This is a genomic window from Streptomyces brasiliensis (genome assembly GCF_014647875.1).
In the GTDB taxonomy this organism is placed as follows: domain Bacteria; phylum Actinomycetota; class Actinomycetes; order Streptomycetales; family Streptomycetaceae; genus Streptomyces; species Streptomyces brasiliensis.
On record NZ_BMQA01000001.1, the window covers coordinates 679,471 to 703,600 of the forward strand.

20 protein-coding genes and 2 pseudogenes are annotated in these 24,130 nt (G+C 71.3%); 6 read left to right on the forward strand and 16 right to left on the reverse strand.

Annotation, left to right across the window (positions count from 1 at the left end):
- Entirely contained in the window at nt 1-1,011 is a 1,011-nt protein-coding gene (locus tag IEZ19_RS03155; protein WP_189309498.1) for a LacI family DNA-binding transcriptional regulator, read from the forward strand.
- Between the two features lie 170 nt (nt 1,012-1,181).
- Complete coding sequence (locus IEZ19_RS03160; RefSeq protein WP_189309386.1) at nt 1,182-2,531, forward strand: amidase; 1,350 nt, start codon at nt 1,182-1,184, stop codon at nt 2,529-2,531.
- A 4-nt stretch (nt 2,532-2,535) separates the two neighbouring features.
- On the opposite strand, the gene IEZ19_RS03165 is transcribed toward IEZ19_RS03160, so the two are convergent.
- Both IEZ19_RS03165 and IEZ19_RS03170 read right to left on the reverse strand, forming a co-directional pair.
- Nucleotides 2,536-3,027, reverse strand: coding sequence for a GNAT family N-acetyltransferase (locus IEZ19_RS03165; RefSeq protein WP_189309387.1), 492 nt, complete (start codon nt 3,025-3,027; stop codon nt 2,536-2,538).
- 54 nt (nt 3,028-3,081) lie between these two features.
- Nucleotides 3,082-3,255 carry a hypothetical protein gene (locus IEZ19_RS03170; protein WP_189309388.1) on the reverse strand — a complete coding sequence of 58 codons (174 nt, stop codon included), beginning with the start codon at nt 3,253-3,255 and terminating at the stop codon, nt 3,082-3,084.
- Between the two features lie 461 nt (nt 3,256-3,716).
- Here IEZ19_RS03170 and IEZ19_RS03175 point away from each other — a divergent pair, with 461 nt between their 5' ends.
- Nucleotides 3,717-4,112 carry a hypothetical protein gene (locus tag IEZ19_RS03175; protein ID WP_189309389.1) on the forward strand — a complete coding sequence of 132 codons (396 nt, stop codon included), beginning with the start codon at nt 3,717-3,719 and terminating at the stop codon, nt 4,110-4,112.
- A 63-nt stretch (nt 4,113-4,175) separates the two neighbouring features.
- On the opposite strand, the gene IEZ19_RS03180 is transcribed toward IEZ19_RS03175, so the two are convergent.
- From IEZ19_RS03180 to IEZ19_RS03205, 6 genes are all read right to left on the reverse strand, one after another.
- Nucleotides 4,176-5,663 (reverse strand): SDR family NAD(P)-dependent oxidoreductase, encoded by a 1,488-nt coding sequence (locus IEZ19_RS03180; RefSeq protein WP_189309390.1) that lies wholly within the window; start codon nt 5,661-5,663, stop codon nt 4,176-4,178.
- Between the two features lie 99 nt (nt 5,664-5,762).
- Nucleotides 5,763-7,109, reverse strand: a complete 1,347-nt coding sequence (locus IEZ19_RS03185) for a wax ester/triacylglycerol synthase family O-acyltransferase (protein ID WP_189309391.1) — start codon at nt 7,107-7,109, stop codon at nt 5,763-5,765.
- Between the two features lie 138 nt (nt 7,110-7,247).
- On the reverse strand, nt 7,248-9,569 hold the full coding sequence (locus IEZ19_RS03190) for a GH92 family glycosyl hydrolase (RefSeq protein ID WP_189309392.1): 2,322 nt from the start codon (nt 9,567-9,569) through the stop codon (nt 7,248-7,250).
- Between the two features lie 168 nt (nt 9,570-9,737).
- Complete coding sequence (gene glgC, locus IEZ19_RS03195; RefSeq protein WP_189309393.1) at nt 9,738-10,958, reverse strand: glucose-1-phosphate adenylyltransferase; 1,221 nt, start codon at nt 10,956-10,958, stop codon at nt 9,738-9,740.
- Nucleotides 10,959-11,011: 53 nt separating this feature from the next.
- Nucleotides 11,012-12,160 (reverse strand): glycogen synthase, encoded by a 1,149-nt coding sequence (gene glgA / locus IEZ19_RS03200; protein WP_189309499.1) that lies wholly within the window; start codon nt 12,158-12,160, stop codon nt 11,012-11,014.
- 35 nt (nt 12,161-12,195) lie between these two features.
- The gene (locus IEZ19_RS03205; protein ID WP_229839868.1) at nt 12,196-12,954 is read right to left on the reverse strand and encodes an IucA/IucC family C-terminal-domain containing protein; all 759 of its coding nucleotides are present in this window, start codon (nt 12,952-12,954) and stop codon (nt 12,196-12,198) included.
- Nucleotides 12,955-13,182: 228 nt separating this feature from the next.
- Here IEZ19_RS03205 and IEZ19_RS03210 point away from each other — a divergent pair, with 228 nt between their 5' ends.
- A complete protein-coding gene (locus IEZ19_RS03210; protein WP_189309394.1) occupies nt 13,183-14,319 on the forward strand; it encodes a DMT family transporter in 1,137 nt (378 codons plus the stop codon).
- On the opposite strand, the gene IEZ19_RS03215 is transcribed toward IEZ19_RS03210, so the two are convergent.
- Nucleotides 14,309-15,493, reverse strand: a complete 1,185-nt coding sequence (locus tag IEZ19_RS03215) for a transglycosylase family protein (RefSeq protein WP_189309395.1) — start codon at nt 15,491-15,493, stop codon at nt 14,309-14,311. The genes IEZ19_RS03210 and IEZ19_RS03215 overlap by 11 nt on opposite strands.
- A 289-nt stretch (nt 15,494-15,782) precedes the next feature.
- Here IEZ19_RS03215 and gnd point away from each other — a divergent pair, with 289 nt between their 5' ends.
- Nucleotides 15,783-17,222, forward strand: coding sequence for an NADP-dependent phosphogluconate dehydrogenase (gnd, locus tag IEZ19_RS03220; RefSeq protein ID WP_189309396.1), 1,440 nt, complete (start codon nt 15,783-15,785; stop codon nt 17,220-17,222).
- 488 nt (nt 17,223-17,710) lie between these two features.
- On the opposite strand, the gene IEZ19_RS03225 is transcribed toward gnd, so the two are convergent.
- From IEZ19_RS03225 to panD, 3 genes are all read right to left on the reverse strand, one after another.
- Nucleotides 17,711-18,346 (reverse strand): aspartate/glutamate racemase family protein, encoded by a 636-nt coding sequence (locus tag IEZ19_RS03225; protein WP_189309397.1) that lies wholly within the window; start codon nt 18,344-18,346, stop codon nt 17,711-17,713.
- A gap of 75 nt (nt 18,347-18,421) precedes the next feature.
- Entirely contained in the window at nt 18,422-18,766 is a 345-nt protein-coding gene (locus IEZ19_RS03230; RefSeq protein WP_189309398.1) for a GNAT family N-acetyltransferase, read from the reverse strand.
- Nucleotides 18,767-18,788: 22 nt separating this feature from the next.
- On the reverse strand, nt 18,789-19,208 hold the full coding sequence (gene panD / locus IEZ19_RS03235) for an aspartate 1-decarboxylase (RefSeq protein WP_189309399.1): 420 nt from the start codon (nt 19,206-19,208) through the stop codon (nt 18,789-18,791).
- Between the two features lie 547 nt (nt 19,209-19,755).
- On the opposite strand from panD, the pseudogene IEZ19_RS50370 reads away from it, so the two are divergent.
- Nucleotides 19,756-20,150: pseudogene (locus tag IEZ19_RS50370) on the forward strand (Rossmann-fold NAD(P)-binding domain-containing protein); the annotation flags it as partial.
- Between the two features lie 197 nt (nt 20,151-20,347).
- On the opposite strand, the gene IEZ19_RS03240 reads toward IEZ19_RS50370, so the two are convergent.
- The 4 genes and pseudogenes from IEZ19_RS03240 to IEZ19_RS03255 all read right to left on the reverse strand — a co-directional run.
- Nucleotides 20,348-21,178, reverse strand: a complete 831-nt coding sequence (locus IEZ19_RS03240) for an HpcH/HpaI aldolase/citrate lyase family protein (RefSeq protein ID WP_189309400.1) — start codon at nt 21,176-21,178, stop codon at nt 20,348-20,350.
- Nucleotides 21,175-21,615, reverse strand: a complete 441-nt coding sequence (locus IEZ19_RS54365; RefSeq protein WP_506004995.1) for an HTD2 family dehydratase — start codon at nt 21,613-21,615, stop codon at nt 21,175-21,177. The genes IEZ19_RS03240 and IEZ19_RS54365 overlap by 4 nt, the downstream gene beginning before the upstream one ends.
- A gap of 244 nt (nt 21,616-21,859) precedes the next feature.
- Entirely contained in the window at nt 21,860-22,705 is an 846-nt protein-coding gene (locus IEZ19_RS03250; protein ID WP_189309401.1) for an oxidoreductase, read from the reverse strand.
- A pseudogene (locus IEZ19_RS03255) lies at nt 22,702-23,604 on the reverse strand (acyl-CoA reductase); the annotation flags it as partial. The pseudogene IEZ19_RS03255 and the gene IEZ19_RS03250, both read right to left, overlap by 4 nt.
- Between the last annotated feature and the right edge of the window lie 526 nt (nt 23,605-24,130).

The following is a 24,130-nucleotide window of genomic DNA, read 5'->3' on the forward strand; positions in this document are numbered from 1 at the left end:
ATGAAGGACATCGCGCGGCGCGCCGGCGTGTCCGAGAGCGCGGTCTCCTTCGCGCTCAACGGGCGGCCCGGGGTCTCCCAAGTGACGCGGGACCGGGTGCGCCGCGTCGCCGAGCAACTGGGCTGGCGCCCCAGCACGGCGGCCCGCGCGCTGTCCGGGGAGGGCGCGGCGACGGTCGGCTTCGTCCTGGCGCGCCCGGCCCACACGCTGGGGGTGGACTCCTTCTTCCTGCAACTCGTCTCGGGTATCCAGGAAGTGCTGGCGGAGCGTCATCTCGGCCTGCTGTTCCAGGTGGCGGAGAACGTGGCGGACGAGTGCGCCGTGTACCGGCGCTGGTGGGCGGAGCATCGGGTGGACGGGGTCCTGGTCGTCGACCCACGCGCCGACGACCCGCGTCCCGACCTGCTGGACGAACTGGGCCTGCCCGCCGTGGTGATCGGCGGGGCCCCGGACGAACGCCACCCCGGCCTGTCCACCGTCTGGGCCGACGACGCAGGGGCGATGGCCTCGGTCGTGGACGAGTTGACGGCGTTGGGTCACCGCCGGATCGTGCACATCGCGGGTCTGCCCGGTCTCGCGCACACCCAGCGCCGTATCCGCACCCTGCGCGCGGAGGCCGAGCGGCGGGGGCTGGCCGAGGTGCAGTCGGTGACCACCGACTACTCGGACAGCGAGGCCGCCGCCGTCACCCGCCGGGTCCTGCAGGGTGCCACTCCTCCGACGGCCCTGGTCTACGACAACGACGTGATGGCGGTCGCCGGCGTGGCCGCCGCGTCCGAACTCGGCGTCTCGGTACCGGCGGACCTGTCGGTGGTGGCCTGGGAGGACTCGGCACTGTGCCGCATCGTCAAACCGTGGCTGTCGGCACTGTCGAGGGACAGCGTGGAGTTCGGCTCGACGGCGGCACGCGAACTGCTGGCCCTCCTGGACGGCGGCCCGGCACGGACGGTCCAGGTGCCGGTGCCGCGCCTGATCGAGCGGGACAGCACAGGGCCGGTGAGGGCCGGCTGACCGCACCCGGCGGTGCGGCCGGCCGGCCCGCAAGAGCGGTGGAGCGAATGTCCAAGGGGCCGACCGCCTCTCGACGCGGCGCGCGCCAAGGGGCACAGTGCTCCTACGCACGGGACCTACCGACCGGTACGCACCCGCGCGCCGCCCTCGTACTTTCCCCAGGAGCGCCCGTGACCAGCTGGGTCGGCCGGACCGCCGTCGAGATCGCCGCCGCCGTACGCGAGAAGCGGGTCACGCCCCGGGAGGTGGTCGCCGGGCATCTCGCCCGGATCGAGCGGCTCGACGGCCGGATCGGCGCGTTCCGTACGGTGCGGGCCGCGGCGGCGCTCGCGGAGGCGGACGAGGTGGCCGCCCGTACCGACCTGGCCGGGCTGCCGCTCGCGGGTGTGCCTCTGGCGGTCAAGGACAACCTGGCGGTGCGCGGCGAGGCCAGCCGGAACGGCTCGGCGGCGACGCCGGACACGCCCGCCGCCGAGGACCATCCCACCGTGGCCCGGCTGCGGGCGGCGGGCGCGGTGGTCGTGGGGCTGACGAACGTGCCCGAGTTGTGCGTCTTCGGCACGACGGAGGGCGTCCACGGCACCGCCCGCAATCCCTGGGACACCGCGCGCACGGCGGGCGGCTCGTCGGGCGGCAGCGCGGCGGCGGTGGCGGCCGGCCTGGTGCCGATCGCGCTCGGCAACGACGGCATGGGCTCGCTGCGCATCCCGGCGGCGAACTGTGGGCTGGTCACGCTGAAGCCGGGACACGGAGTGGTGCCGGCGGGGATCGGCCACGGCGACTGGTTCGGGATGGCCGAGAACGGGGTGCTGGCCACCACCGTCGAGGATCTGCGGCTCGCGCTGTCCCTCCTCGCCGACACGGACACGGCATTCGTACGGCGGGACGAGCCGGACCAGCTGCGCATCGCGGTGTCCCTGCGCAGCCCGCTCGCCGGGGTTACGATCGCCGGATCGTATACGACCGCGGTCCGGGAGGCGGCCGGGCTGCTCACCGGGGCCGGGCACCAGGTGCGACGCGCCGAGCCGCCGTATCCGCTCTCGCTGGGCCTCACCTCGCTGCAGCACTGGACGGCGGGCACGGCGATGGACGCCGAGGGCCTCGATCCGGCGCGACTGAACCGGCGGACCCGGGTGCACGCGGCGCTGGGCCGCCGCTTCCTGGGCTCGGTGCGCTCCGGGGACCGGCGCGAGCGGCTGCGCGCCCGGCTGACCCCCTTCTTCACCGAACACGACGTGCTGCTCACCCCGGCCCTCGCCCGCCGCTCCCCCACGGCCGGGCCGTGGCACGAGCGCGGCTGGCTGCGCAACATCCTTGCCAACACCAACTACTCGCCTCTGACGCCCCCGTGGAACCTCACGGGCTGGCCGGCCATGTCCGTCCCCTTCGGCACGCTCCCGTCGGGCGCCCCCTGCGCCGTACAGCTCGCGGCCCGCCCGGGCGCGGAGTCCACCCTGCTGGGCCTGGCGGAACAGCTGGAGTCCCTGCACCCGTGGCACCGCACGGCACCGCTCGACTGAGCAGCTAGTCCTCGTCGAGCGCGCGGTACATGATGTGCAGCCCCACCGGGCCGTGCCGGGGATGGTCGAAGGCCCTGGGGATCGTGCCGACGATCGTGAAGCCGAGGGACGTCCAGAGGGCGACGGCGGGGTTGGTCTCCACCACCGCGTTGAAGACCATCGCGCGGTAACCGTGAGCCCTCGCCTCAGCCAGAACGTGCTCGGCCAGGGCGCGGCCGATACCGCGGTCGCCCTGGTCCGGGTCGACCATGAAGCCGGCGTTCGCGACCTGCGCTGCGGGACCCCCGTAGTTGGGGGTGAGGTAGGCGGAGCCGACCACGGTGCCGTCGGCGTCCTCGGCCACGTACACCCGCTTGCCAGGGCCCGTCCACAGGGCCCGGGCCGCTTCCTGCGAGGTGCCGGGGTCCCAGGCGTATGTCTCGGCGGCGGCGACGATCCGGTGCCAGAACGGCCAGATCCGCGGCCAGTCGTCGGCCACGGCTTGTCTGATCAGCATGGGCGTGAGTCTCGCACGCCCATGCCTCAGGAGAACGCGGCGGGACCGGTCGGCTCAGTCCACGCTGGGCAGGATGTGGGGTTCGGCCAGGTCGTCCTCGTAGCCCGCGAGGCGGATCGGGGCGGACCGGGCCCACACGTCCAGACTGCCGAGCTGTCCGGGCCGGCGGCCCGTGCGCTCCGTCCGTTCCTTGGGGCGCTGATCGCGATTCGTCTTCTCCGGTGTCACCGCGCACTCCTTATGTGTCGGGTCACCCTCGGGGTCTGTCGGACAGCCTGTACTCCGGCGCCGGACACCCGCTCGGGTCTGGATGGAAGGCCAGTTCGGACGCGGTGGCGCCGGTACCTCTCACGAGAGCAGGCCGTTGTGACCGGCGAGTCCCGGGACGGACCATGGGTGTGGGTGGGACCCGTAATGCTGTCCGCCACCCCTTAGATTAACCAAATGAGCGGGGGTCCGCTCGATCGGGAGTGCAAACAAGCCGTAACTTTCCCGAGTCACTCCGTACTTCACCCAAGCCAGTCTGCACCGGTTTGTTACGCGGTGCGCTGTCTGGATGCACCCGTTTGGCCTACATGGCCGAACACTTGGGCGTCGACGTCGCGCAGTTCAAGTGCCGTTGGCCGCGTCGCAAGCTCCTCATGATCTGCTGACATCAGACAACGGCTGTCTCGCGGGAGGACTGACGCATGGAGCTGCGCAGCGTCGAGGAGCTGATGGACCTGCTGTACGCCTGCCCCCACGAGCACGCGCTGCGCACCGCCGCGCTGCTGCGCCGCACCCGCCCCGCCGACAAGGAACTCCAGGTGGCGGGGCTGGTGCACGGCATCGGGGAACTGCTCGGCCCCGGCGGCGGGGCCGATCGCGCGCAACACGCGGCCGAGGCCGTGCGCCCCCTGCTCGGCGAGCGGGTCCACCGTCTGGTGCGGCACCACGGCCCCGCCACGGACGACGACCTGCTGCGTCTGCGCCAGGCCACCGAGGAGGGCCGGTTCGCCGGTTTCGACGCCGGGGTCCTGGAGGACTGGCGTACAGTCCTGGAACTGGTGGCGGCGCGCAATTCCCGCCTGGGGGCGGTCGACTGAGGGTCCGTCATCAGACGGTGACCCGCGCACCGGCGACCTGTCGCCCGCGGCCCGGCGCCGGTGTCACCACTTGCCCGGTGCGTAGTCCTTCAGGAACACGCCGTACAGGTCCTCGCCCTCCTCGCCGCGCACGATCGGGTCGTACACCCGGGCCGCGCCGTCGACCAGGTCCAGGGGCGCGTGGAAGCCCGCCTCGGCGAGGCGGACCTTGTCGGGGTGCGGGCGCTCGTCGGTGATCCAGCCGGTGTCGACGGCCGTCATGAGGATGCGGTCCTTCTCGAACATCTCCTGGGCGCTGGTGCGCGTGAGCATGTTCAGGGCGGCCTTGGCCATGTTGGTGTGCGGGTGGCCGGCGCCCTTGTAGCCGCGGCTGAAGACGCCCTCCATGGCGGAGACGTTCACGATGTAGGTGCGGCGGGCCGGGGAGGCCGCCATCGCCGCCCGCAGACGGCTGATCAGGATGAACGGTGCCGTGGAGTTGCACAGCTGGACCTCGAGCAGTTCCACCGGCGTGACCTCGTCCACCGACTGGATCCAGCTGTTGGTGTGGTGCAGGTCGGGCACGAGGCCGCCCGCGTCGATGGCCGTACCGGCCGCGATGCGCTCCAGGGACGCCGAGCCGGAGACCAGCGCCAGGTCCGTGACGTCCTGCGCGGTCAGTGCGCCGCCGCCCGCGACGGGGAGAGCGGCGACCGCGCCGGAGCCGAACGTGCCGATGACCTCGGCGGCGGGCAGCTCACCGGCGGGCAGCGGCGCCGACTCGGCGGCGACCAGCTCGCTGTAGGCCCCCGGGGAGCGCCGTACGGTCTGTGCCGCGTTGTTGATCAGGATGTCCAGCGGACCTTCGGCGGCGACCGAGTCGGCCAGCGCCACGACCTGCGCGGGGTCGCGCAGGTCGATGCCGACGATCTTCAGCCGGTGGATCCAGTCCGCGCTGTCGGGCTGGGCCTTGAAGCGGCGGATCGCGTCGTTCGGGAAGCGCGTCGTGATCGTGGTGTGGGCGCCGTCGCGCAGCAGCCTGAGCGAGATGTACATGCCGATCTTGGCGCGGCCGCCGGTGAGCAACGCGCGCTTGCCGGTGAGGTCGGCACGGGCGTCGCGGCGGGCGCGGTTCTCGGCGGCGCATTTCTGGCAGAGCTGGTGGTAGAAGTAGTCGACCTCGACATAGCGCTGCTTGCAGATGTAGCAGGAGCGCGGGCGCTGGAGTATGCCCGCGATCTGGCCCTCGCCGGTCGCCGAGGAGGGCAGGATGCCCTCGGTCTCGTCGTCGATGCGCTGTGCGGAGCCGGTCGCGGTGGCCTCCGTGACCGCCTTGTCGTGCGCGGTCTTGGCGGCGCGCCGCTCCTGGCGGCGGCGCTGCTTGACCGTGCGGTAGAGGTGCGAGGTGGCCCGGCGCACCGTGATCGCGTCGGGGTGGTCCACGTCGAGCTCGTCGAGCTCCGCCAGCACACTGAGGCACACCGCGAGGCGCCCGGGGTCGATTCCGGGACCATGGGACTCGCCGGCCGTCTCGTCGATGGCCGTCGTCGGGCCGTCCTCTGTCACCGTCATTGCGCTGCCGTTTCCCTGATCACCCGCGCGGCGCTCCGGTCGCACCCGCTTCGAACGCGGAATTTTACGGAGCGCCGGGCCACATGGCCAAACCCGGCCCTACTCGGACTCGCAGGCTGTGATCAGGGTCTCCACCTCGTCCGTGACCGCGCGGGCGAGCCGGTCGAGGTCCGGGACGGCGCGCGCGTCGGCGACCAGGCCGTAGTGGACACGGCCGCGGTACGTCGAGATGGCGACCGCCAGGGACTGGCCGGGCGCGAGCGGGGCGAAGGGGTAGACCTCGGTGAGCGGGTGGCCGCCGAGCCTGAGGCCGAGGCCGGGCAGCGGGACGCTGGTCACCAGGATGTCGAACCAGAGCCGGGCGGCCTGGCCGACCAGCGGTCCGCCGAGCCGGTGCCCGAGCGCGGGCACGTGGTCGGCGAGCAGGGCGACGGCACCGGCGCCCCGGTTGGGCCCGGCGTCCTTTCTGCGGCCCATCGCCGTACGGACCGTGTCGAGGCGGCGCAGCGGGTCGGGGTCACCGACGGGAAGCCGTATCAAGTAACCGGAGAGCCGGTTGCCCTGTGGCTGGGCGCTGCGCGGGCGGCGCTTGGAGACGGGGATCAGGGCGCGCGGCGCGATGCCCTCGCTGCCGTCGCCGCGCTCGTCGAGCCAGCGACGCAGAGCGCCGGCGACGACGGCGATGAGGACGTCGTTGACGGTGCCGCCGACGGCCTTGCGGACCTTGTGCACGTCGTCGATGTCGAGGACGACCCCGGCGGTGCGGCGGGTGCCGCTGGATTCGGAGGTCAGAGCCGAGGACGAGCGCACCCCGAGCGTGGAGAGGGCGACGGAGGCGCCGATGTCGAGGGCCCGGCCGACGTCCGACAGGGCGCCCCGCAGCAGAGCGGGCAGCTTGCGCACGTCGGGCAGCAGGCCGCGCGGCGGCTCGACCGGGCGGGGGCCGCGCTCGGGCAGGTCCACCGGGTCCAGGACGCCGGCGGCGAGCTTGAGCGCGCGCAGGCCGTCGGCCAGCGCGTGGTGGAACTTGAACAGCACGGCGAAGGAGACACCGTCCTCGCCGGGCAGCACGTGGGCCTCCCACGGCGGCCGGTTCCGCTCCAGCGGGCGCTCCATGAGCCGGCCGGCGACGGCCTGGAAGTCGCCGGTCGGCGCATGCAGCCGTACGTGGTTCATGGGGTCGAAGTCCGGATCAGGTTCGCGGGCGGCGCCGCCGAAGGCGAGCGGGAGCGCCAGCGGGGAGCCGACGGGCTGCCACACGTCCCGGATGCGCATGCGCAGCCCGGGCACGGCGGCGGCGCGGGCGGCGAGCAGGTCGGCGGCGTGGGCGCCGGCGGTGGGCGAGTGCGCGGAGAAGACACCGAGCGCGCCGAGGTGCATGGGGTGCCGGTCGGACTCGATGTGCCAGAACGCAAGGTCGAGGGGAGCGAGCAGGTCAGAAGTCAATGGCTTGCCTCGCGTCGACGGTGGGTGGGGCAAAGCAGTCAACCCCTGTGAGGCGATTACGGTCAAGTACGATCAGGCTACGCTCAGTTAACGCAAGATTAAGTCCCACCTCGCCGAAAGGGGGTGAGGTGCCTGAGGTCACTTCAGTGCCGGTGGCGCCGCTCGGGGTGACGTACCCCACTCCGACGGGCGCGGGCCGACCGTGAAGTCGAGCGAGCGCAGGGAGCGCAGCGCACGGGTCGTCAGGTACGTGCGGTCGTATGGCACTCCGTCGGCGCGGGCCGACTGGACGTAGCGGTCGGCGGCCGAGGTGCCGTTCGCGGTCACGGTGAGCCCGCCGCCCGGCCAGTGGGCGCGGTCCAGGGTGAGGTCGACGCGGTCGAAGACGGGCGTGGTCAGGCCCCAGGTGCCGTATCCGGGCTGGACGGGGAAGAGGCCGATGGACGACAGGACGTTCCAGGCGGACATCGTGCCCAGGTCGTCGTTGCCGGTCATGCCGGTCGGCGTGTCCGTGAAGAGGGTCAGCGCCGCGTGCACGACGTCCGTGGTCTTCCAGGGCTGACCGGTCGACAGATAGGTGTACGGGGCGATGAGGTCGGGCTCGTTCTGCGGGTTGTAGGTGGCGGCGTCGTAGTACGCGTACGCGTTGCCGTGCACCCACACCTCGCGCGCGGTCGTCGCCGGGTCGGCGAGCAGCCGGTCGTAGGCGAAGAACTTGTCGAGCCGGTCGTTGGCGGCGCGATCGCCGCCGATCAGGCCGACCAGGCCGGGCAGGTCCTGCGGCACCAGCCACTGGTACTGCCAGGCGGTGCCCTCGTGGAAGCCCACGCTGTGGGCGGGGTCGGCAGGTCCGGCGAAGGCGCCGGCGGCGTCCCGGGCGCGGAAGAAACCGGTCGAGGGGTCGAAGACGTTGCGGTAGTTGCGCGCGCGGGCCGCGTACCGGTCGGCGTCCGCCGTGTGTCCGAGGCTGCGGGCCATCTGCGCGAGCATCGCGTCAGACAGGGCGTACTCGAGGGTCACCGAGCCGCCCTGGTGGTAGTCCGAGTCGCCGAGCTTGGTCTGCGGGCGTCCCTTGACGTAGGGCGCCCAGCCCCGTGCGATGTACTCGGCGTTGGCCTCCCGGCCCGCCGTCGGCACGTCGGCCGGCGGGACGCCGTCGGCGTTCTGACGCAGCAGGCGGTACGCCCGCTCCTCATACCCGTCGAGGAGCCCGCTGTGATAGGCGGTGGTCAGGAACGGGGTGACCGGGTCGCCGGTCATGATGTTCGTCTCGACCGTGCCGTAGCCCCACTTGGGCAGCCAGCCGCCCTCCTCGCCGACCCGGACGACCGAGATCGCCATGTTGCGGGCCTCGCGGGGCGCGAGCAGCGCGAGGAGCTGGCACTGGGTGCGGTAGGTGTCCCACAAGGACCAGTTCTGGTAGTAGGTGAAGCCCTCGGCGCGGTGCACCCTCCGGTCCCAGCCGGTGTAGCGGCCGTCGGCGTCGCTCCCGACGTCGGGCGCGAGGAAGGACCGGTACAGCGAGGAGTAGAAGGTACGGCGCAGGGTGTCGCCGCCGCCCTGGACGCGGACGGCGCCGAGGCGCTCCTCCCAGGCGCGCCGGGCCGCCTCGCGGACGGCGTCGAAGGAACGGCCGCCCTCCGCCCGCAGGTTGGTCCCGGCGCCCTTCGCGTCGACGTACGACAGGGCGGTGGTCGCGGTGACCGTACGGTTCTGGGTGGTGTCGAAGCGGACATAGGCGCCGCCCGGTCCGGTCCGCGAACCGGGGCTGACGGTCTTGCCGTCCCAGGTGCCGTACGCGGTGAAGGGCCGGTCGAAGCGGGTGACCGTGTACACCGTGTACGGCAGGGTGTCGCGGCAGAAGCCGCGGCCCGTGATCTCGGTGCGTACGGTCCGGTCGTCGAGGATCTCGACCCTGCTGCCCACCGCCTTGTGCAGCGACTGGGCGGCGTTCAGCAGGACGTTGGCCTTGTCGGTGGCGGGGAAGGTGTAGCGCTGGACGCCGGTGCGCGCGGTCGCGGTGAGTTCGGCGTCGATCCCGGAGGACAGGCCCACGCGGTAGTAGCCCGGGCTCGCCGCCTCGTCCTCGTGGCGGAAGCCGGACGCGTAGCGCGCGTTGTCCGTCTGCGTGACCTCGCCGGTGGTCGGCAGGACGGGCAGGTCGCCGCCGATCCGGCAGCCGACGCCCGAGAGGTGGACCAGCGAGAAGCCGCGGATACGGCTGTCCGCGTAGTCGTATCCGGTCCTGTGCCCGGTGTCCGGCGAGAGCTGCACCATGCCGAAGGGCACGGCCGCGCCGGGGAAGGTGTTGCCCTCGTTCCGGGTGCCGATGAACGGGTTGACCAGATCGGTGAGGTGACCGTCGGTCGGCTCGGCGGACCGTGCGGTCGGCGCGGCCAGCAGCGCGGACGCTGCCAGCACCCCGGCCAGGCACAGGCGCGGACGACGGGTCCGTCTCATCTCTGATGACCTCCGGAGCTCGACGTATGTGTCTGCATCCTGAGGTCACGGGGGCGTGAAGCCCGGTAACCGGGCGCGTCGGCGCGGTGCGCGTCGCGGGCGCGGCGGTACGGGGGCGGACCTCGCGAGGCCGGCCGGCACGGCGTCACAGGACCCGCCGGCCCTTCGTCACGGCACCCGCTGGCCCTTCCCCAGTGCGATGACGCCGCCCTTGGAGACCGTGTACAGCTCGGCGTCCCGCTCCGGGTTGACGCCGATCGTCGCGCCGGGCGGTACCTCGACGTTCTTGTCGAGGACGGCACCGCGCACGACCGCGCCCCGGCCGATGTGGACGTTGTCGTGCAGCACGGAACCCTGCACGACGGCTCCCGGGTCGACCACGGCTCCCGGGGACAGCACGGACCGGGTGACCTGGCCGCGGATCAGACAGCCCGCGCTGATGATGGACTCGCTCGCGATGCCGCCGGCATTGAACCGGGCCGGTGAGAGCTGGTTGGAGTGGGTGTAGATGGGCCAGCTGCGGTTGAACAGGTTGAACGCGGGCCGCTCGGCGATCAGGTCCATGTGGGCGTCGTAGTAGGCGTCGAGGGTGCCCACGTCGCGCCAGTAGCCCTGGTCGCGGGTGGTCTCGCCGGGGACGTGGTTGTTGCTGAAGTCATACAGCTGGGCCTCGCCGCGGCCGGTGAGCTGGGGCAGGATCGAGCCGCCCATGTCGTGGACGGACTGCTCGTCCTCGGCGTCCCGCTGGAGCGCCTCGATCAGGGCCTTGGTGGTGAAGATGTAGTTGCCCATCGACGCGAACACGCACTCCGGGGCGTCCGGGAGGCCCGGAGGATCGGCGGGCTTCTCCAGGAAGCGCTCGACGGTCTGCCCGTCCGAGCCCGGCGTGATCACACCGAACGAGGAGGACTCGGAGCGGGGCACCCGTATGCCCGCTACCGTGACGCCCGCGCCGCCCTCGATGTGCTGGGTGAGCATCTGCCGCGGATCCATGCGGTAGACGTGGTCGGCGCCGAACACCGCGACGTAGTCGGGCTGTTCGTCGTAGATCAGGTTGAGGGACTGCAGGATCGCGTCGGCGCTGCCCAGGTACCAGCGCGGGCCGAGCCGCTGCTGGGCGGGGACCGGGGTGACGTAGTTGCCGAGCAGGCTGGACATCCGCCAGGTGGTGGTGATGTGCCGGTCCAGCGAGTGCGACTTGTACTGCGTCAGCACGCAGATGCGCAGCACGTCGGCGTTGACGAGGTTGGAGAGGACGAAGTCGACGAGGCGGTACGTGCCGCCGAAGGTGACCGCGGGTTTGGCACGGTCCGCTGTCAGCGGCATCAGCCGCTTCCCCTCGCCGCCCGCCAGCACGATCCCGAGAACCGAAGGACCACCACCACGCATGGCCGCTCCCCTCACCCTGGTTGTGCCCGATGGATGCCCCTGTGCGGCACGGGCTAAGCCTTGAGGATCTCCTCGTACAGCCGGACCGTGCGGCGGGCGACCGCGTCCCAGCCGAACTCCCCCACCGCGCGCTCCCGTCCGGCCTCGCCCATCAGGTGTGCCCTCACCGGGTCGCCGAGCACGGAGTCCAGCGCCCGTGCGAGGGAGGCCTCGAAGTCCTCGTCCAGGGTGACCAGGAGGCCCGTCTCGCCGTCCGCGACGACCTCGGGGATGCCGCCGACCCGGGAGGCCACCACGGGCGTGCCGCAGGCCATCGCCTCCAGGTTGACGATGCCGAGCGGTTCGTACACCGAGGGGCAGACGAACACGGAGGCGTGGGTGAGGAGTTGGATGACGTCCGCGCGCGGCAGCATCTGCGGGATCCAGTGCACGCCCTCGCGGGCCCGGCTGAGTTCCTCGAACAGGTCGCGGAACTCCCGGTCGATCTCCGGGGTGTCGGGGGCTCCGGCGCACAGCACGACCTGGGCCGCCGGATCGATGTCCCGTACGGCGCGCAGCAGATGAGGCACGCCCTTCTGGCGGGTGATACGGCCGACGAACAGGACGTAGGGGCGGCCCGGGTCCACGCCCAGACGGGTGAGGACGTCGGTACCGGGATCGGGCCGGTAGAGCCTGGTGTCGATGCCGTTGTGCACGACGTGCACCCGGGCGGGATCCAGTGCCGGATAGCAGCCGAGAATGTCCTCGCGCATGGCCCCGGACACGGCGATCACCGCGTCGGCGGCCTCGATCGCGGTGCGCTCGGCGAAGCCGGACAGGGCGTATCCGCCGCCGAGTTGCTCGGCCTTCCAGGGACGCAGCGGCTCCAGCGAGTGGGCGGTCATCACGTGCGGGACTCCGTACAGGAGCTTGGCGAAGTGCCCGGCGAGGTTGGCGTACCAGGTGTGGGAGTGGACGAGTTCGCGGCCCTCGAGCGCGGCGGCGATGGACAGGTCCACGGAGAAGGTGCGCAGCGCGTCGTTGGCGGTGTCGAGAGCGGACCACGGGCGGTGGCGTACGACGCCGACGCCGCGACCCTCGCCCCAGCAGTGCACCTCGAGGTCGACCAGGGGCGTCAACTCCCGGGCGAGGAACTCGACATGGACGCCCGCGCCGCCGTACACGTCCGGGGGGTACTCCCGGCTCAGCAGTCCTACTCGCACCCGTAACCCCCTGGTCTTGGCGCCGGTCCCCATGGTCACCCAGACGGGGCGCGCGGGGAAGAGCGTGGGGGCCGTGTGAAGCAACAGTCTCCGCAGACTCCTCCGTCGGGGACGCGGTAGTAGAGGCAGCAGCTGCGGCGCCGGAAGGCGGTGCCGGTGAAGGTTCCGGTGCCGCTCAGGAGCGGGTGGGTGAACAGGTCGGCGGTGAGCGTGCGCGTCCGGTGGGCCACGTCGGCACGTCCGTGGGCGCGCGCCCAGCGGGCGAGTTCGCGGGCGGCCCCGGCCAGGGCGGAACCCGCGTTGCCCCACAGCAGGCCGGTCGCGACGCCGTAGCGGGTGTGCAGCGCCTCGACGAGCGGTTCGAGGTGCCCGGCGAGGACGGTGTCCACGAGTGTGGCCGCGTCGCCGGGCAGCGGTCGAACCTCGGTCAGCCACAGGTCCTCCGGGGCAGTGGCGGCCGGGTCCCAGCGCAGCAGACGCGGAGCGAGGTCGGGGACACGGCCGTACAGGGCGGCGCAGCCGAGGGCCACGGACCACAGCCGGGCCGCGAGCGCCTGCTGGGCGACGGAGACCGAAACTCGCAGCTCAGCTGCGCGAATACGATCAGCGACCAGTTCGACGCGGAAAGCAAGGGACCTCCCGTAAACATCCGACCCCGGATTTTCGTAGATCTCCGCGAGGGTCGGCAGCGGACCGCCCGGCGGCTCACGCCGGGCTCCGGTCGCTCCGGTCGTCCGCAGGACGAAGAAGCCGCCGAGCGGGCGGAGTGCGGCGAGATCGGGGGCGAGGTCCACGATCGCGAGTAGTACCAGAAACGCCGGAGGCCGGGGCGAGCGGGACTCCACCCGCTGTCGCCCACCCTGGGGAGGATGGGACGGGGGGCGTACTCCATCGGCAGTAGGACCCATTGCCTGCTCAGGTACGACGACGGGAAGCATCCGGACGGGCAGAGTGTTCGCCATGAAAGCCGACCGTTCGCCGCGACGGGCCCAACGCCCCCGCCTCACGCAGGGGAGCAGCTCGTGAGTGCCCTCGCGTTGTCCGTGGTGCTGTCGTTCGTCTCCGCCATCGCCTACGCGGGTGGAGCGATCGTGCAGGAGCAGGTCGCGGTGACCTCCCCCGGCGAGCAGTACGCGCCGCTGCGCCGGCCGAGCTGGTGGGCGGCCGTGGCACTGAACGGACTCGGTGGACTCCTGCACGTGGCGGCGCTGGCCTACGGCCCGCTCAGCCTGGTGCAGCCGCTCGGTGCCCTGACCATCGTGTTCGCACTTCCGATGGCAGCCCTGTTCGTCGGCCGCGGGGCCGGCAAAACGGCCTGGCGCGGCGCGATCATGGCGACCGTGGGCCTCGCGGGCCTGCTGTCCCTGGTCGGCACCTCCGACGGCCATTCGCTCGCCGGAGCCCAGCGCGTGGGCGTGGCGCTGGTCACCGGCGGGGCGGTCGCGGCACTGATGATCGCGGGCCGTGCGGCCCACCGGCACCCGGCCGTGCGCAGCGTGCTGCTCGCCACTGCGTCCGGCATAGCCTTCGGCATGTCGTCGGTGTTCACCAAGACCGTCGCGGTCGACTGGACCGGCGGCGTCTCCGCGGCGGACCTGCCGGCCCTCGCGGTGATCGGCGCCTTTGCCGTCGGCGGCGTGCTCCTGTCGCAGGCCGCGTACCGCGGCGGCGGTCTGGCGGCACCGCTGGCCACGCTGACCGTGGTGAACCCGGTGCTTGCAGCGGCCGTCGGCATCACGATGTTCGGCGAGACCTTCCGCTACGGCACCACGGGCACCGCGCTCGCCCTGAGCTGCGGTGTGGTGGCGGCGGGCGGACTGATCCTGCTGACGACGGAGCGGATCGAGCCCGAGCCGCAGGTGAGCGTTCCGCAGCAGCGGGTCGCCGTGGAAGACGCGGACGCCGTGGACCTCGTGACCTCCGTGGCCCTCGAGAGCAAGGCCCTGCGGACGATCCTGGACGCGGACGACACCGTACTGGAGGACGTCCTCGCACCGACGTCGGACGGAGAGCTCGCTCCGGAGGGCGGGCGGGAGGACGGAGGAGAAGGCCCCACCACGGACCCGTATCCCCTCACCGCCTCGTACTCGCCGTTCTACACCGGCATCTATGTCCCTCTGCTGGTCCCCGACCGACCTGGCACGAGGGTCAAATCCTGACCCCGCCGGCCCGGAGATAGGCGACCGGGTCGACGTCCGAGCCGAAACCGGGCCCCGTCCGCACCTCGAAGTGCAGATGCGGGCCCGTGGCGTTTCCGGTGGAGCCGGAGCGCCCGATCCGCTGACCGCCGGAGACCGGCTGCCCGGCCTTCACCGAGATCGCGGAGAGGTGGGCGTACTGCGAGTAGCGCCCGTCGGCGTGCCGGATCACCACCTGGTAGCCGTACGACCCGCCCCAGCCGGCCTCGACGACGTGCCCGGCGCCGACCGCCTGTACGGACGTACCGGTGGGCACGGGGAAGTCGACGCCGGTGTGGTAGCCCTTCGACCAGTGGGAGCCGGCCGCGTGGTACGGCGTGCCGGTCGAGGCGTTCACGGGGGCGACGAGGGAGTGGGAGTGGCTGCCGGTGGATGAGACGTGGGTGCCGGAGGAGTGCTTCTTCGTCCCCTTCTTGGCCTCCCGCTTCTCCGAAGCCTTCTTCACCGACCGCTTGGGGGTGGCGTGCCGGTCCGGTACCGACGCGGCACCGGCACGCAGGTCGAGGCGCTGGCCGGGCAGGATCAGGTCGGGATCGGAGCCGATCGTCGCGCGGTTGGCCGCGTACAGCCCCTGCCAGCCGCCGCGGACCTGCCGTTCCTCGGCGATCCCGGACAGCGTGTCGCCGTGCACGACCGTGTACATCTCCGCCCGGCCCGCCCGCGATTGTGGCGGGGTCTGGGGCTGTACGTCCCGTACGGCACTCTTGGCGGGCCGGGTCGCCGCGCTGTCCGTACGTACGCCGGACGTGCCTTCACCACCGCGGGTGAGACCGGCCCGCGCCGAGCACACCGGCCAGGCGCCGGGCCCCTGTCCGTCGAGCACCTGCTCGGCCACCGCGATCTGCTCGTCACGGGTGGCCAGATCCGCACGCGGGGCGTACTTCGCGCCTCCGTACGCCTCCCACGTGGACCGGGTGAACTGGAGCCCGCCGTAATGCCCGTTGCCGGTGTTGACGCTCCAGTCGCCGTTCGACTCGCAGGCGGCGACCTTGTTCCAGGTGGCCGAGTCGGCCGCGTGGGCGGTTCCGGCGCCGATCAGCGGGATCGCGAGGCCCGCGCCGCCCGCGGTGACGGTGAGCGAGGCGCGGTTGATCCTGTTCGGCTGATACCGGCGGTGCCGGCCGCGTACGGCCATGGAGAGCCCCCTCCACATGCGTCAGGAGGGGCAAAAGTAAGGGCCGCGAACAGGCCATGACAAGGCGGCAATCGGCCGCGTCGGCTCACAAGGGACCAGGAATCCGGTCCCACTTGGATTACGGGTGAGGCATCTGGGGTTGTCCTTGCGTATCTGCCTGCACAGGCCTCCGCCGGACCGGCACAAACCGGACATGCGGTCGGCCTACCGGCACGTCAGGATGGTCAGGGGCAATACTGGCGGGCAGAACTGGCACCACCGATTACCAGGATGCTTAGGAGTCAACCGAATGAACACTTCAGCCCAGATCGGCGTCACGGGTCTCGCGGTCATGGGCCGCAACCTCGCCCGGAACTTCGCGCGCAACGGCTACACGGTCGCGGTGCACAACCGGACGGCGTCGCGGACGCACGCGCTGGTCGAGGAGTTCGGGAGTGAGGGCGACTTCATCGCGGCCGAGACGGCCAAGGAGTTCGTCGCGGCGCTGGAGCGTCCGCGCCGCCTGGTCATCATGGTGAAGGCCGGTGACCCCACCGACGCGGTCATCCAGGAGTTCGCCCCGCTCCTGGAGCCCGGTGACATGATCATCGACGGCGGCAACGCGCACTTCGCCGACACCCGGCGCCGCGAGCGGGAGCTGCGTGAGCAGGGCATCCACTTCGTCGGTACGGGCATCTCCGGCGGCGAGGAGGGCGCGCTGCACGGCCCGAGCATCATGCCGGGCGGCTCGAAGGAGTCGTACAAGTCCCTGGGCCCGATGCTGGAGAAGATCTCCGCGAAGGCGAAGGACGGCGCGCCGTGCGTCACGCACGTGGGGCCGGACGGCGCCGGGCACTTCGTGAAGATGGTGCACAACGGCATCGAGTACGCCGACATGCAGCTGATCGGCGAGGCGTATCAGTTGCTGCGGGACGTCGCCGGGTACTCCCCCGCCCAGATCGCGGACATCTTCCGCACCTGGAACACGGGCCGCCTCGACTCCTATCTGATCGAGATCACGGCCGAGGTGCTGTCGCACGTGGACGCGGCGACGGGCAAGCCGTTCGTGGACGTCGTCGTGGACCAGGCGGAACAGAAGGGCACGGGCCGCTGGACGGTGCAGATCGCCCTCGACCTGGGCGTGCCGGTGTCGGGCATCGCGGAGGCGGTGTTCGCGCGGTCCCTGTCCGGTCACGCGGCGCTGCGGGAGGCGTCCCGGGGGCTGGCCGGTCCGAAGCCCACTCCGCTGTCCGAGGCGGAGGCGGCGGCCTTCGCCGACAAGGTCGAGCAGGCGCTGTACGCGTCGAAGATCGTGTCGTACACGCAGGGCTTCCACGAGATCGCGGCGGGCGGCGAGGAGTACGGCTGGGACATCGACCACGGTGCCATCGCCGCAATCTGGCGCGCCGGCTGCATCATCCGCGCCGCGTTCCTGGACCGGATCCGTGCCGCGTACGACGCCCGGCCGGATCTGCCGAGCCTGCTGTCCGACGAGACCTTCGCGCAGGAGATCGCGGCGGCGCAGGACGACTGGCGCGAGGTGCTGGTCGCGGCGACCCGCCAGGGCGTGCCGACGCCGGGCTTCGCGGCGGCGCTGGCGTACTACGACGCGCTGCGCGCCGAGCGGCTGCCCGCGGCGCTCACGCAGGGGCAGCGGGACTTCTTCGGTGCGCACACCTATCGGCGGGCGGACCGGGACGGGTCGTTCCACACGCTGTGGGGCGGGGACCGGTCGGAGGTCACCGCGTAGGCCTCCGGCGCTCCGGCCGGGTCTTGGGTGCCGGGTGCGTCGAGGGGCGCCCGATGACTCGGGTGATCGGTGTCGCGGAGCGGGTGCGGGTGAGTCGTGGCTGGTCGCGCAGTTCCCCGCGCCCCTTCGTGGCGTCTCCCTCGCCGCATGTCCTCACCGTCCCGCGGCCCTTTGGAGTGTGCCCGGGTCGGGTAGGTGATGGAGTAGTAGTAGTCCTGAGGCGATGTCTCGCGACTGGCCGGAGGACACCATGAGTGACCCGCACCCGGACCCCGTACGGCCCGGACCGACGCCCGGTCCGGACCCACAGCACCCTGAGCCGTATCCGAACCCGGTCCCGCCTCCGGAACCGCCGCCGGCTCCTGTCCCGACTCCGCCCCCGGCCCCGGCCCCACATCCGGGTCCGCCCCCGGAGCCCTCCCCGTCTCCGATTCCTCCGGGCCCGGAGCCGGTCCCGAGCCCGGAACCGGGACCGCCCCTGACATGAATCATCGGACCCGTGCCGCGGCCTCCGCCCCTGCGGACAGGCCGGGGCGCGGGCTGGACAGCACCGGCACCTTGGTACACGTCAGCGGCTGCGCCGGGGTCATGGAGGCCTGGGCGAGGATGATCGCGTCGGCGTCGGTGACCGTGTCCACGGCGGCGGCGACGAGCTGGGCGTAGCCCTGGTGGTCCCCCGCTTTGAAACGCGCCCAGGCGCCCTCGACCAGCAGCGTGCGCACGGTCACGACGCGCCCCGCCCGGCGGCCCTCCTCCTCCACCAGGGCCACGGTCGGCTCGAGGGTGCTCTCCACGGTCGCGGCCACGACGACGCGCGGTCCGGCGGCCACCGCGGCGGCGGCCATCGGACGGTCGACGCGCAGCACCGGCACGCCCACCTGACTCGACTCAGCGACGGCACCGATGGTCGAGCAGGTGCACAGCACGGCCCGCGCGCCCCCGGCGACGGCCTCGTCGAGGAGAGCCCGGACCTCCTCCGCCACCGCCTCGGGCCCCTCCCGGCCGGCTCGCTCCAGCAGCTCCTCGTCGACGAAGTGCCGCAGTTCGAGGCCGGGGTGGTCCTCGTCGCGGAGGGCGTCGAAGACCGGGACGTGCGTCGGGGAGGTGTGGAGCAGGGCGAGCATGTCGGCTGTGTCCTTTCCGGGCACGTGAGCCACGAGGCGAGGGAGCACCCACGCGGCGAGGTCGGCCGTACGTTCTCAGAACCGCTCGGGATGCGCCACCAGCCACCGCTTCGCCGCGCGCAGCAGCTCGGGGTCGGCGGCCGGGGCCTCCTCGGGGTGCCCTTCGGCCCACTTCACGACGTACGCGCACAGCGGGACCACCGCGATGCCCTCGCGTGCGGCGACGGCGTACAGCTCACGGGACAGGGAGCCCGCGATGCCCCTCCCCTGGTGGGAAGGGTCCACGATCGTGTGGACGGCGACCAGCGCGCGCCCGGGAGCCTCGAGGACGAAGTACTCGATGTGGCCGACGACTTCGCCGTCGGCCACGGCCTCCAGACGGCCCGCCGCCCGGTCGTCGCGGATCTCGAGGTCGCTCATGGGCACGCTCCTGACGGTCGGGTCAGGCCGGCACGGCCTGCGGGCTGCGCTCCTGCGCCGAGCCGGGCACCGGCTCGGACGGGTCGGCACCGAGAGCCACGACCCTGTTGTCGTGGTCGACGTGCACGACCCGCGGCTGCAGCGTCCGCGCCTCGGCGTCGGTCACCTGAGCGTAGCTGATGATGATCACCAGGTCGCCGGGGTGGACGAGATGGGCGGCGGCCCCGTTGATCCCCACGACACCGGAGCCGCGCTCACCCTCGATGACGTACGTCTCCAGCCGGGCACCGTTGGTGACGTCGACGATGTGAACCAGCTCGCCGGGCAGCAGATCGGCGGCGTCGAGCAACTCGGCGTCGATGGTCACGGATCCCACGTAGTGCAGGTCGGCCTGGGTGACGGTGGCTCGGTGGATCTTGGACTTGAACATCTGGCGAAGCATGTGGCCCCTCCCGAGGAACCCTCCTGACCTGCACTTTACAGGCCAGCGGCGGTCTTCCCGCCGTCGTCCGAGTCGCATCTATGGGCAGCTTCAGCAAGGTTTTGCAGGACTGATGCTGACCGAATGCTGACTTTTCTGACACCCCGCCAGACAAGTGCAGAGGCGCTGAGGCTGCCTTCCACCCTGCTCGCGGGACGCGTACACGGTACTTGACCCAACCGGGATGTGGCACCCAGTGCCCCGAGAGCGGACGAGGGGTGCGCGCCAGGCGAGGCTAAGGAGAGTGACCACGTGCCGCCGTGCGCTCAGCGTGCGTCCGCCCCAAGAACGACAGCCCGGCGCTACTCCAAATCAGCGGCCTCACCAAATCGAACCGTGCCGGGACTCTGGCCACACATTGACGAACTTGATCACACTTGGTCTCACGGAAGAGGGGCACAGAAGTGGACGCAAACTCCGTCCTCCTGGACGTCCAGCTAACCGCCGCCATGCTGAACATGTCGACGAGCTGGGTATATCGCCAGGCACCGAAGTTGGGGCTCAAGGCGACGAGCTCGCCGGCAAAATCGTGGTGGACTGCGTCAACCCCCTGGGCTTCGACAAACGCGTGCCTTCGCTCACAGGCCTCCGGAGGGCAGCGCAGCCGAACAGGCCGCAGCGCTCCTGCCCGCCTCCCAGGTCACCGCCACCTTCCACCATCTGTCCGCAGTCCTGCTGCTCGACCAGGACGTCGACCGCATCAACACCGACGTCCTTGTACTGGGCGACAACCGCACCGCCACCAACACAGTCCAGGCGCTAGCCGAACGCATCCCTGGCATGCGAGGGGTGTTCGGGGGACGACTGCGCAACACACACCAGGTGGAAGCCCTTGGCGCCAACCTGATCTCCGTCAATCGCCGATACAAGGCCCACGCCGGTATCCGCATCACGGATATCTGAGCGGCGTACCGGCATGGGCATGGCAGTACCCGCCGCTGGACGGCCCTGGCTCCGGCCCGCCGAGGGCTACCGGTTGAGACCGGTACTGGCCGGGGCGAGTTGCGCGACCCACCTCTCGCTCAAGCTCCGCCCGGGCGCGACGCGCCGACGAAGCCGCTCGCGACGCTGCCTGCGGCGCCGCGAGCGGCCCGTTCTCTTCATCGCGGGACAGCCGAAGAACGAAGCGCGGCGTCCCGGATGCGTCTCGCGCGTTCCAGCACGGGCTTGTCGACCATGTGTCCATCGACCAGCGTGACCGAGTCCCCTGCGGCGAGCACGGAGCGTGCCCACATCTGTTCGTTCTCTGAAGGAGCGAAGTGGGCGGCGACAGGGGCGATCTGGAAAGGGTGGATGCACAGTTTGCCGGTGAAGCCCAGTCGCCGAGCAAGCGCGATATCCGCTGTGAGCGCCTCCAGATCCCGGATTCCGGTGGTCACCCCGTCGACCGGTGGGCACATGCCCGCCGCGGCCGCAGCGGAGACCACCTTGGAACGGGCATAGGCGAGTGCCAGGTGGTCGTCGTGGGCGACGCCGAGCTGACGGGCGAGGTCGACGTTGCCGAGGGCTGCTCGGACGGCGCCGGCCGCAGCGCACACATCCATGGCTCTTTCCACGCCGGCGGCCGTCTCGACGAGAGGGATCAGCGGGCTTCTGCCGGCCGTACGGCGGACCAGGTCGGCCAGCACGGCGGAGTCCTCGCTCTTGGGCACCATGACCGGCGCGGCGTATCGAGCGGCCATTTCGGCATCGGCGTCGCTCTCCGGGGTACCGGGCGGGTTGATCCGGATCAGGGCGCCGTGGCCCTGGGCGAGCCATTCGGCCGCGTTCTCTCGCGCGCACGGCTTGTCCAGCTCAGCAACGGCGTCCTCGAGATCAATGATGATCAAGTCGGCGCCCGAGTCGGCGGCCTTGGCGAATCTGTCGGGTCGGTCACCTGGGACGAACAGCAGACTGCAAGCGGATTCAATCTGGTCTCTGGACACTGTCATGCGAAGATCACCTCGGCTGTTGCATGGCGCTGCTCGCGATGCGTCCCGACCCGCAGCATGGCCTTGTTGTCCACGGGCATGCCGGACGCCAGAAGGCGCTCGCGTGCGAACGCCGGGCGCCGCAGCCGGTAGGACACCGACTGCACCCGGCGGTCCGAGGCGTTGCGGCGGACCAGGTCCAGCATCGTGAGCACCAGGAGCGGGCCGTGGACCACGAGATCCGGGTAGCCCTCTTCTCCTTGCGCGTACGGAGCGTCGTAGTGGATACGGTGCGCGTTCGCGGTAAGGGCACTGAAGCGGAACAGCAGCGCGGGGTCCGGTTGCAGGGGGATGTTCCAGGGCTCGTCGGAACGCGGCGAGGCCGCGGTGTCGAGGTCCTGCGGGTGCTGTGCCGAACTTCGCCCGGACCGGTAGACGATGTCTTGCTCCTCGACCAGGCACGTGTTGTCGCCGCGGCGGTCGCACGGTCACGAAGAGGAGTTCTCCTGTCGTGCCGTTCTTGATCGCCACTGTGCTCAGGCTGCTGACGCGCTGCACCTAGACGTGACCGGGGGCGCCACCGGGCCGGGCTCACAGGTCCTGGCGTCCGGTACGGACTACGGATACGACGAGGCCGCCCGGACGACATGTGGTCGTCCGGGCGGCCTGCACACGCGCTGCCGGCTCCCCCTGCCCGTGCCTTCAGGCCCCGGCAGGGTTCTCGTACGAGGTCGAACGTGCGACGTCCTCCCAGGCGTCGAGTTCCCGCCCTACACCGTAGAGCTTGCTGCGGACGGCTTCCACCGCGTCGTCGCCGAGTGGGAGGCGGCGGGGCGGCCTGGGCGCCTCGACCGCGGCAATCACCGCGGCGGCGGCCCGGTCGGGGTCGCCCTGCTGGGTTCCGGCGGACTGCTCCATCGCCGCACTCATCGCCTCGAGCACCGAATACTCAGGCAGGTGCCTGTCCGCCCGGCGCAGCCCCTTGCCGGCCCAGTTGGTGCGGAAGGCGCCGGGTTCGACGATGGTGACCGCGATACCGAAGGACTTCAGCTCATGCTGGAGCGCCTCGGACAGGCCCTCCAACGCGAACTTGGACGCGTTGTACAGGCCCAGGCCGGGCTGACCGCGGAAGCCGGCGATGGAGCTGATGTTGACGACATGGCCCCTGCCGCGTTCACGCAGGTGGGGTACGAGCGCGCGAATCAGATTGAGCGGGCCGAAGAAGTTGGTCTCCATCTGGTGGCGCAGCTCGTCCTCGCTCACCTCCTCGACGGCGCCGAGCAGTCCGTAGCCGGCATTGTTGACCAGGACATCGATGTGCCCGGCCCGCCGCACGGCCTCGGCCACTCGCTCCTCGACGACCTGCGGGGCCTCGGTGACGTCGAGCACCAGAGCGAAGGCCCGCCCGGGGACAAGTTCTTCGAAGTCCCCGACCTGGGTCTTGTCACGCAGGGTTCCCACCACGACGTCACCGCGGTCGAGGACCGCGCGTGCCAGGGCCCGGCCGAGCCCTCCTGACACCCCGGTGATCAGCCAGTGTCGACTCATTCGTCGTTCACCCACCTCATGAGACGTTGCAGCGGATAGAAGCCGTCGTGGGCCATGCCCGGGGGCATGCCGCCCGCGGCGCCGAGCGACACCACGCGCTGCACCCCGGCGCAGGCCAGGGCATCGCGCAGTTCCGCCTTGCGCTTGTCCGGGTAGACGCCGACCGTCTGTGTGGCGACACCGGCGAAGGCGACGGCGTCGGACAGCGAGGCGACCGGGACCACGTTGACGATCTTGCCGTCGGGGTGGAAGTCGACGGGCTCGGGCGAGCGGACCACCAGGCCGTGTCCGTCGTATCCTCCCCACACCCGGTAGTCCGGAGCCAGGGCACGAAGACCGTCTATCTCCTCACGGAGATCGGCGGGGACCTTCGGGCCGCCGGCGGAGGCGAAGTCGCGGGCGATCCCCAGCCGTTGGCACAGCACCGCCGCGTAACGGTCCGCGTCCTCGTCGGATCCCTCGACGAACTGAAAGCGGCTACACACGCACGCCTGCTGGTTGAAGAACGTGGCGTCCGTCGCCGCCGCCTCCGCGGCCTGCGCGAGCGTCTCGTCAGAGGTGAACGCCTCACGGCCGATCACCGAGATGGACGTCTTCGGATCGAACGAAACGAGTTCGAATCCCGGACCGACATACTTCAGGGCTCCACGGATGGTGGCCTCTCCGCCCCAGGCGACCAGCTTGTCGAAGAACTGGGCACGGAAGAGCACACTTTCCACGCTCGTGTCCCCGCCTCGCCAGTACGCGGCCGAGAAGGAGCGCACCACCGGGTGCCCCGGGGCCACCTTGGCCATGGTGCGCAGGATCGCGGTCGCGCTGAACAGGTCGTTGGAGGGCAGCTTGAGCAGATTGACGCCCTTGGTGAGGGCGCCGCGCGCAATCGACTGCGCTGCCACGCCAGGGGCGTTGCCGCGCCGTCGACCTCGGCGGCCAGCAGCGCATCAATCACGTCGTCACGGGTTTCGCCCGCCCTGCGCTCGGCCAGGAGCTCTGCGATTTCCACTGCGCTTCCTCTCCAGACCGGCGTCGGCGGGCACCTGGACGGCGAGCCCTTCGGGATGGGCGGCGGCGTTACGCAGCAGGAGCTCGCCGACCGGGATCTTCCACAGGTCGGGCGAGTGTCAGCTGGCCGGTGCGCTTCGGTGAGACGGATCGTCCTGGTCGGGTGCGGCGGCATGGAGATCTCCTGTACCAGCGGGTGCCTGCCTGCTTCATGAACACGGCAGTTCTCGACGTTGTCGGTCGGGGCGAGGGATGCTCGGCCGCGCTCGAACCTTCTTCCTCCGCCACATCTCCGGTGCCGAGCCGCCTGGACCCGGCGCCGCACCGAGGCATCTTCTGCCGAGCAGTGTATAGCGAAGAGTGAGATCATCTTATAGGTATAACTTATTTTCTCATACGCGGTGTCCGGCTTCCGGGTTGACG

Bases quoted from the DNA above. Each gene is read 5' to 3' on its own strand.
- panD (WP_189309399.1), bottom strand. From the start codon at position 19,208: ATGCTTCGCCAGATGTTCAAGTCCAAGATCCACCGAGCCACCGTCACC.
- IEZ19_RS03250 (WP_189309401.1), bottom strand. From the start codon at position 22,705: ATGAGTCGACACTGGCTGATCACCGGGGTGTCAGGAGGGCTCGGCCGG.
- glgC (WP_189309393.1), bottom strand. From the start codon at position 10,958: ATGCGTGGTGGTGGTCCTTCGGTTCTCGGGATCGTGCTGGCGGGCGGC.
- IEZ19_RS03190 (WP_189309392.1), bottom strand. From the start codon at position 9,569: ATGAGACGGACCCGTCGTCCGCGCCTGTGCCTGGCCGGGGTGCTGGCA.
- IEZ19_RS03240 (WP_189309400.1), bottom strand. From the start codon at position 21,178: ATGACAGTGTCCAGAGACCAGATTGAATCCGCTTGCAGTCTGCTGTTC.
- gnd (WP_189309396.1), top strand. From the start codon at position 15,783: ATGAACACTTCAGCCCAGATCGGCGTCACGGGTCTCGCGGTCATGGGC.
- IEZ19_RS03215 (WP_189309395.1), bottom strand. From the start codon at position 15,493: ATGGCCGTACGCGGCCGGCACCGCCGGTATCAGCCGAACAGGATCAAC.
- IEZ19_RS03230 (WP_189309398.1), bottom strand. From the start codon at position 18,766: ATGAGCGACCTCGAGATCCGCGACGACCGGGCGGCGGGCCGTCTGGAG.
- IEZ19_RS03165 (WP_189309387.1), bottom strand. From the start codon at position 3,027: ATGCTGATCAGACAAGCCGTGGCCGACGACTGGCCGCGGATCTGGCCG.
- IEZ19_RS03180 (WP_189309390.1), bottom strand. From the start codon at position 5,663: ATGACGGTGACAGAGGACGGCCCGACGACGGCCATCGACGAGACGGCC.
- IEZ19_RS03175 (WP_189309389.1), top strand. From the start codon at position 3,717: ATGGAGCTGCGCAGCGTCGAGGAGCTGATGGACCTGCTGTACGCCTGC.
- IEZ19_RS03225 (WP_189309397.1), bottom strand. From the start codon at position 18,346: ATGCTCGCCCTGCTCCACACCTCCCCGACGCACGTCCCGGTCTTCGAC.
- IEZ19_RS03155 (WP_189309498.1), top strand. From the start codon at position 1: ATGAAGGACATCGCGCGGCGCGCCGGCGTGTCCGAGAGCGCGGTCTCC.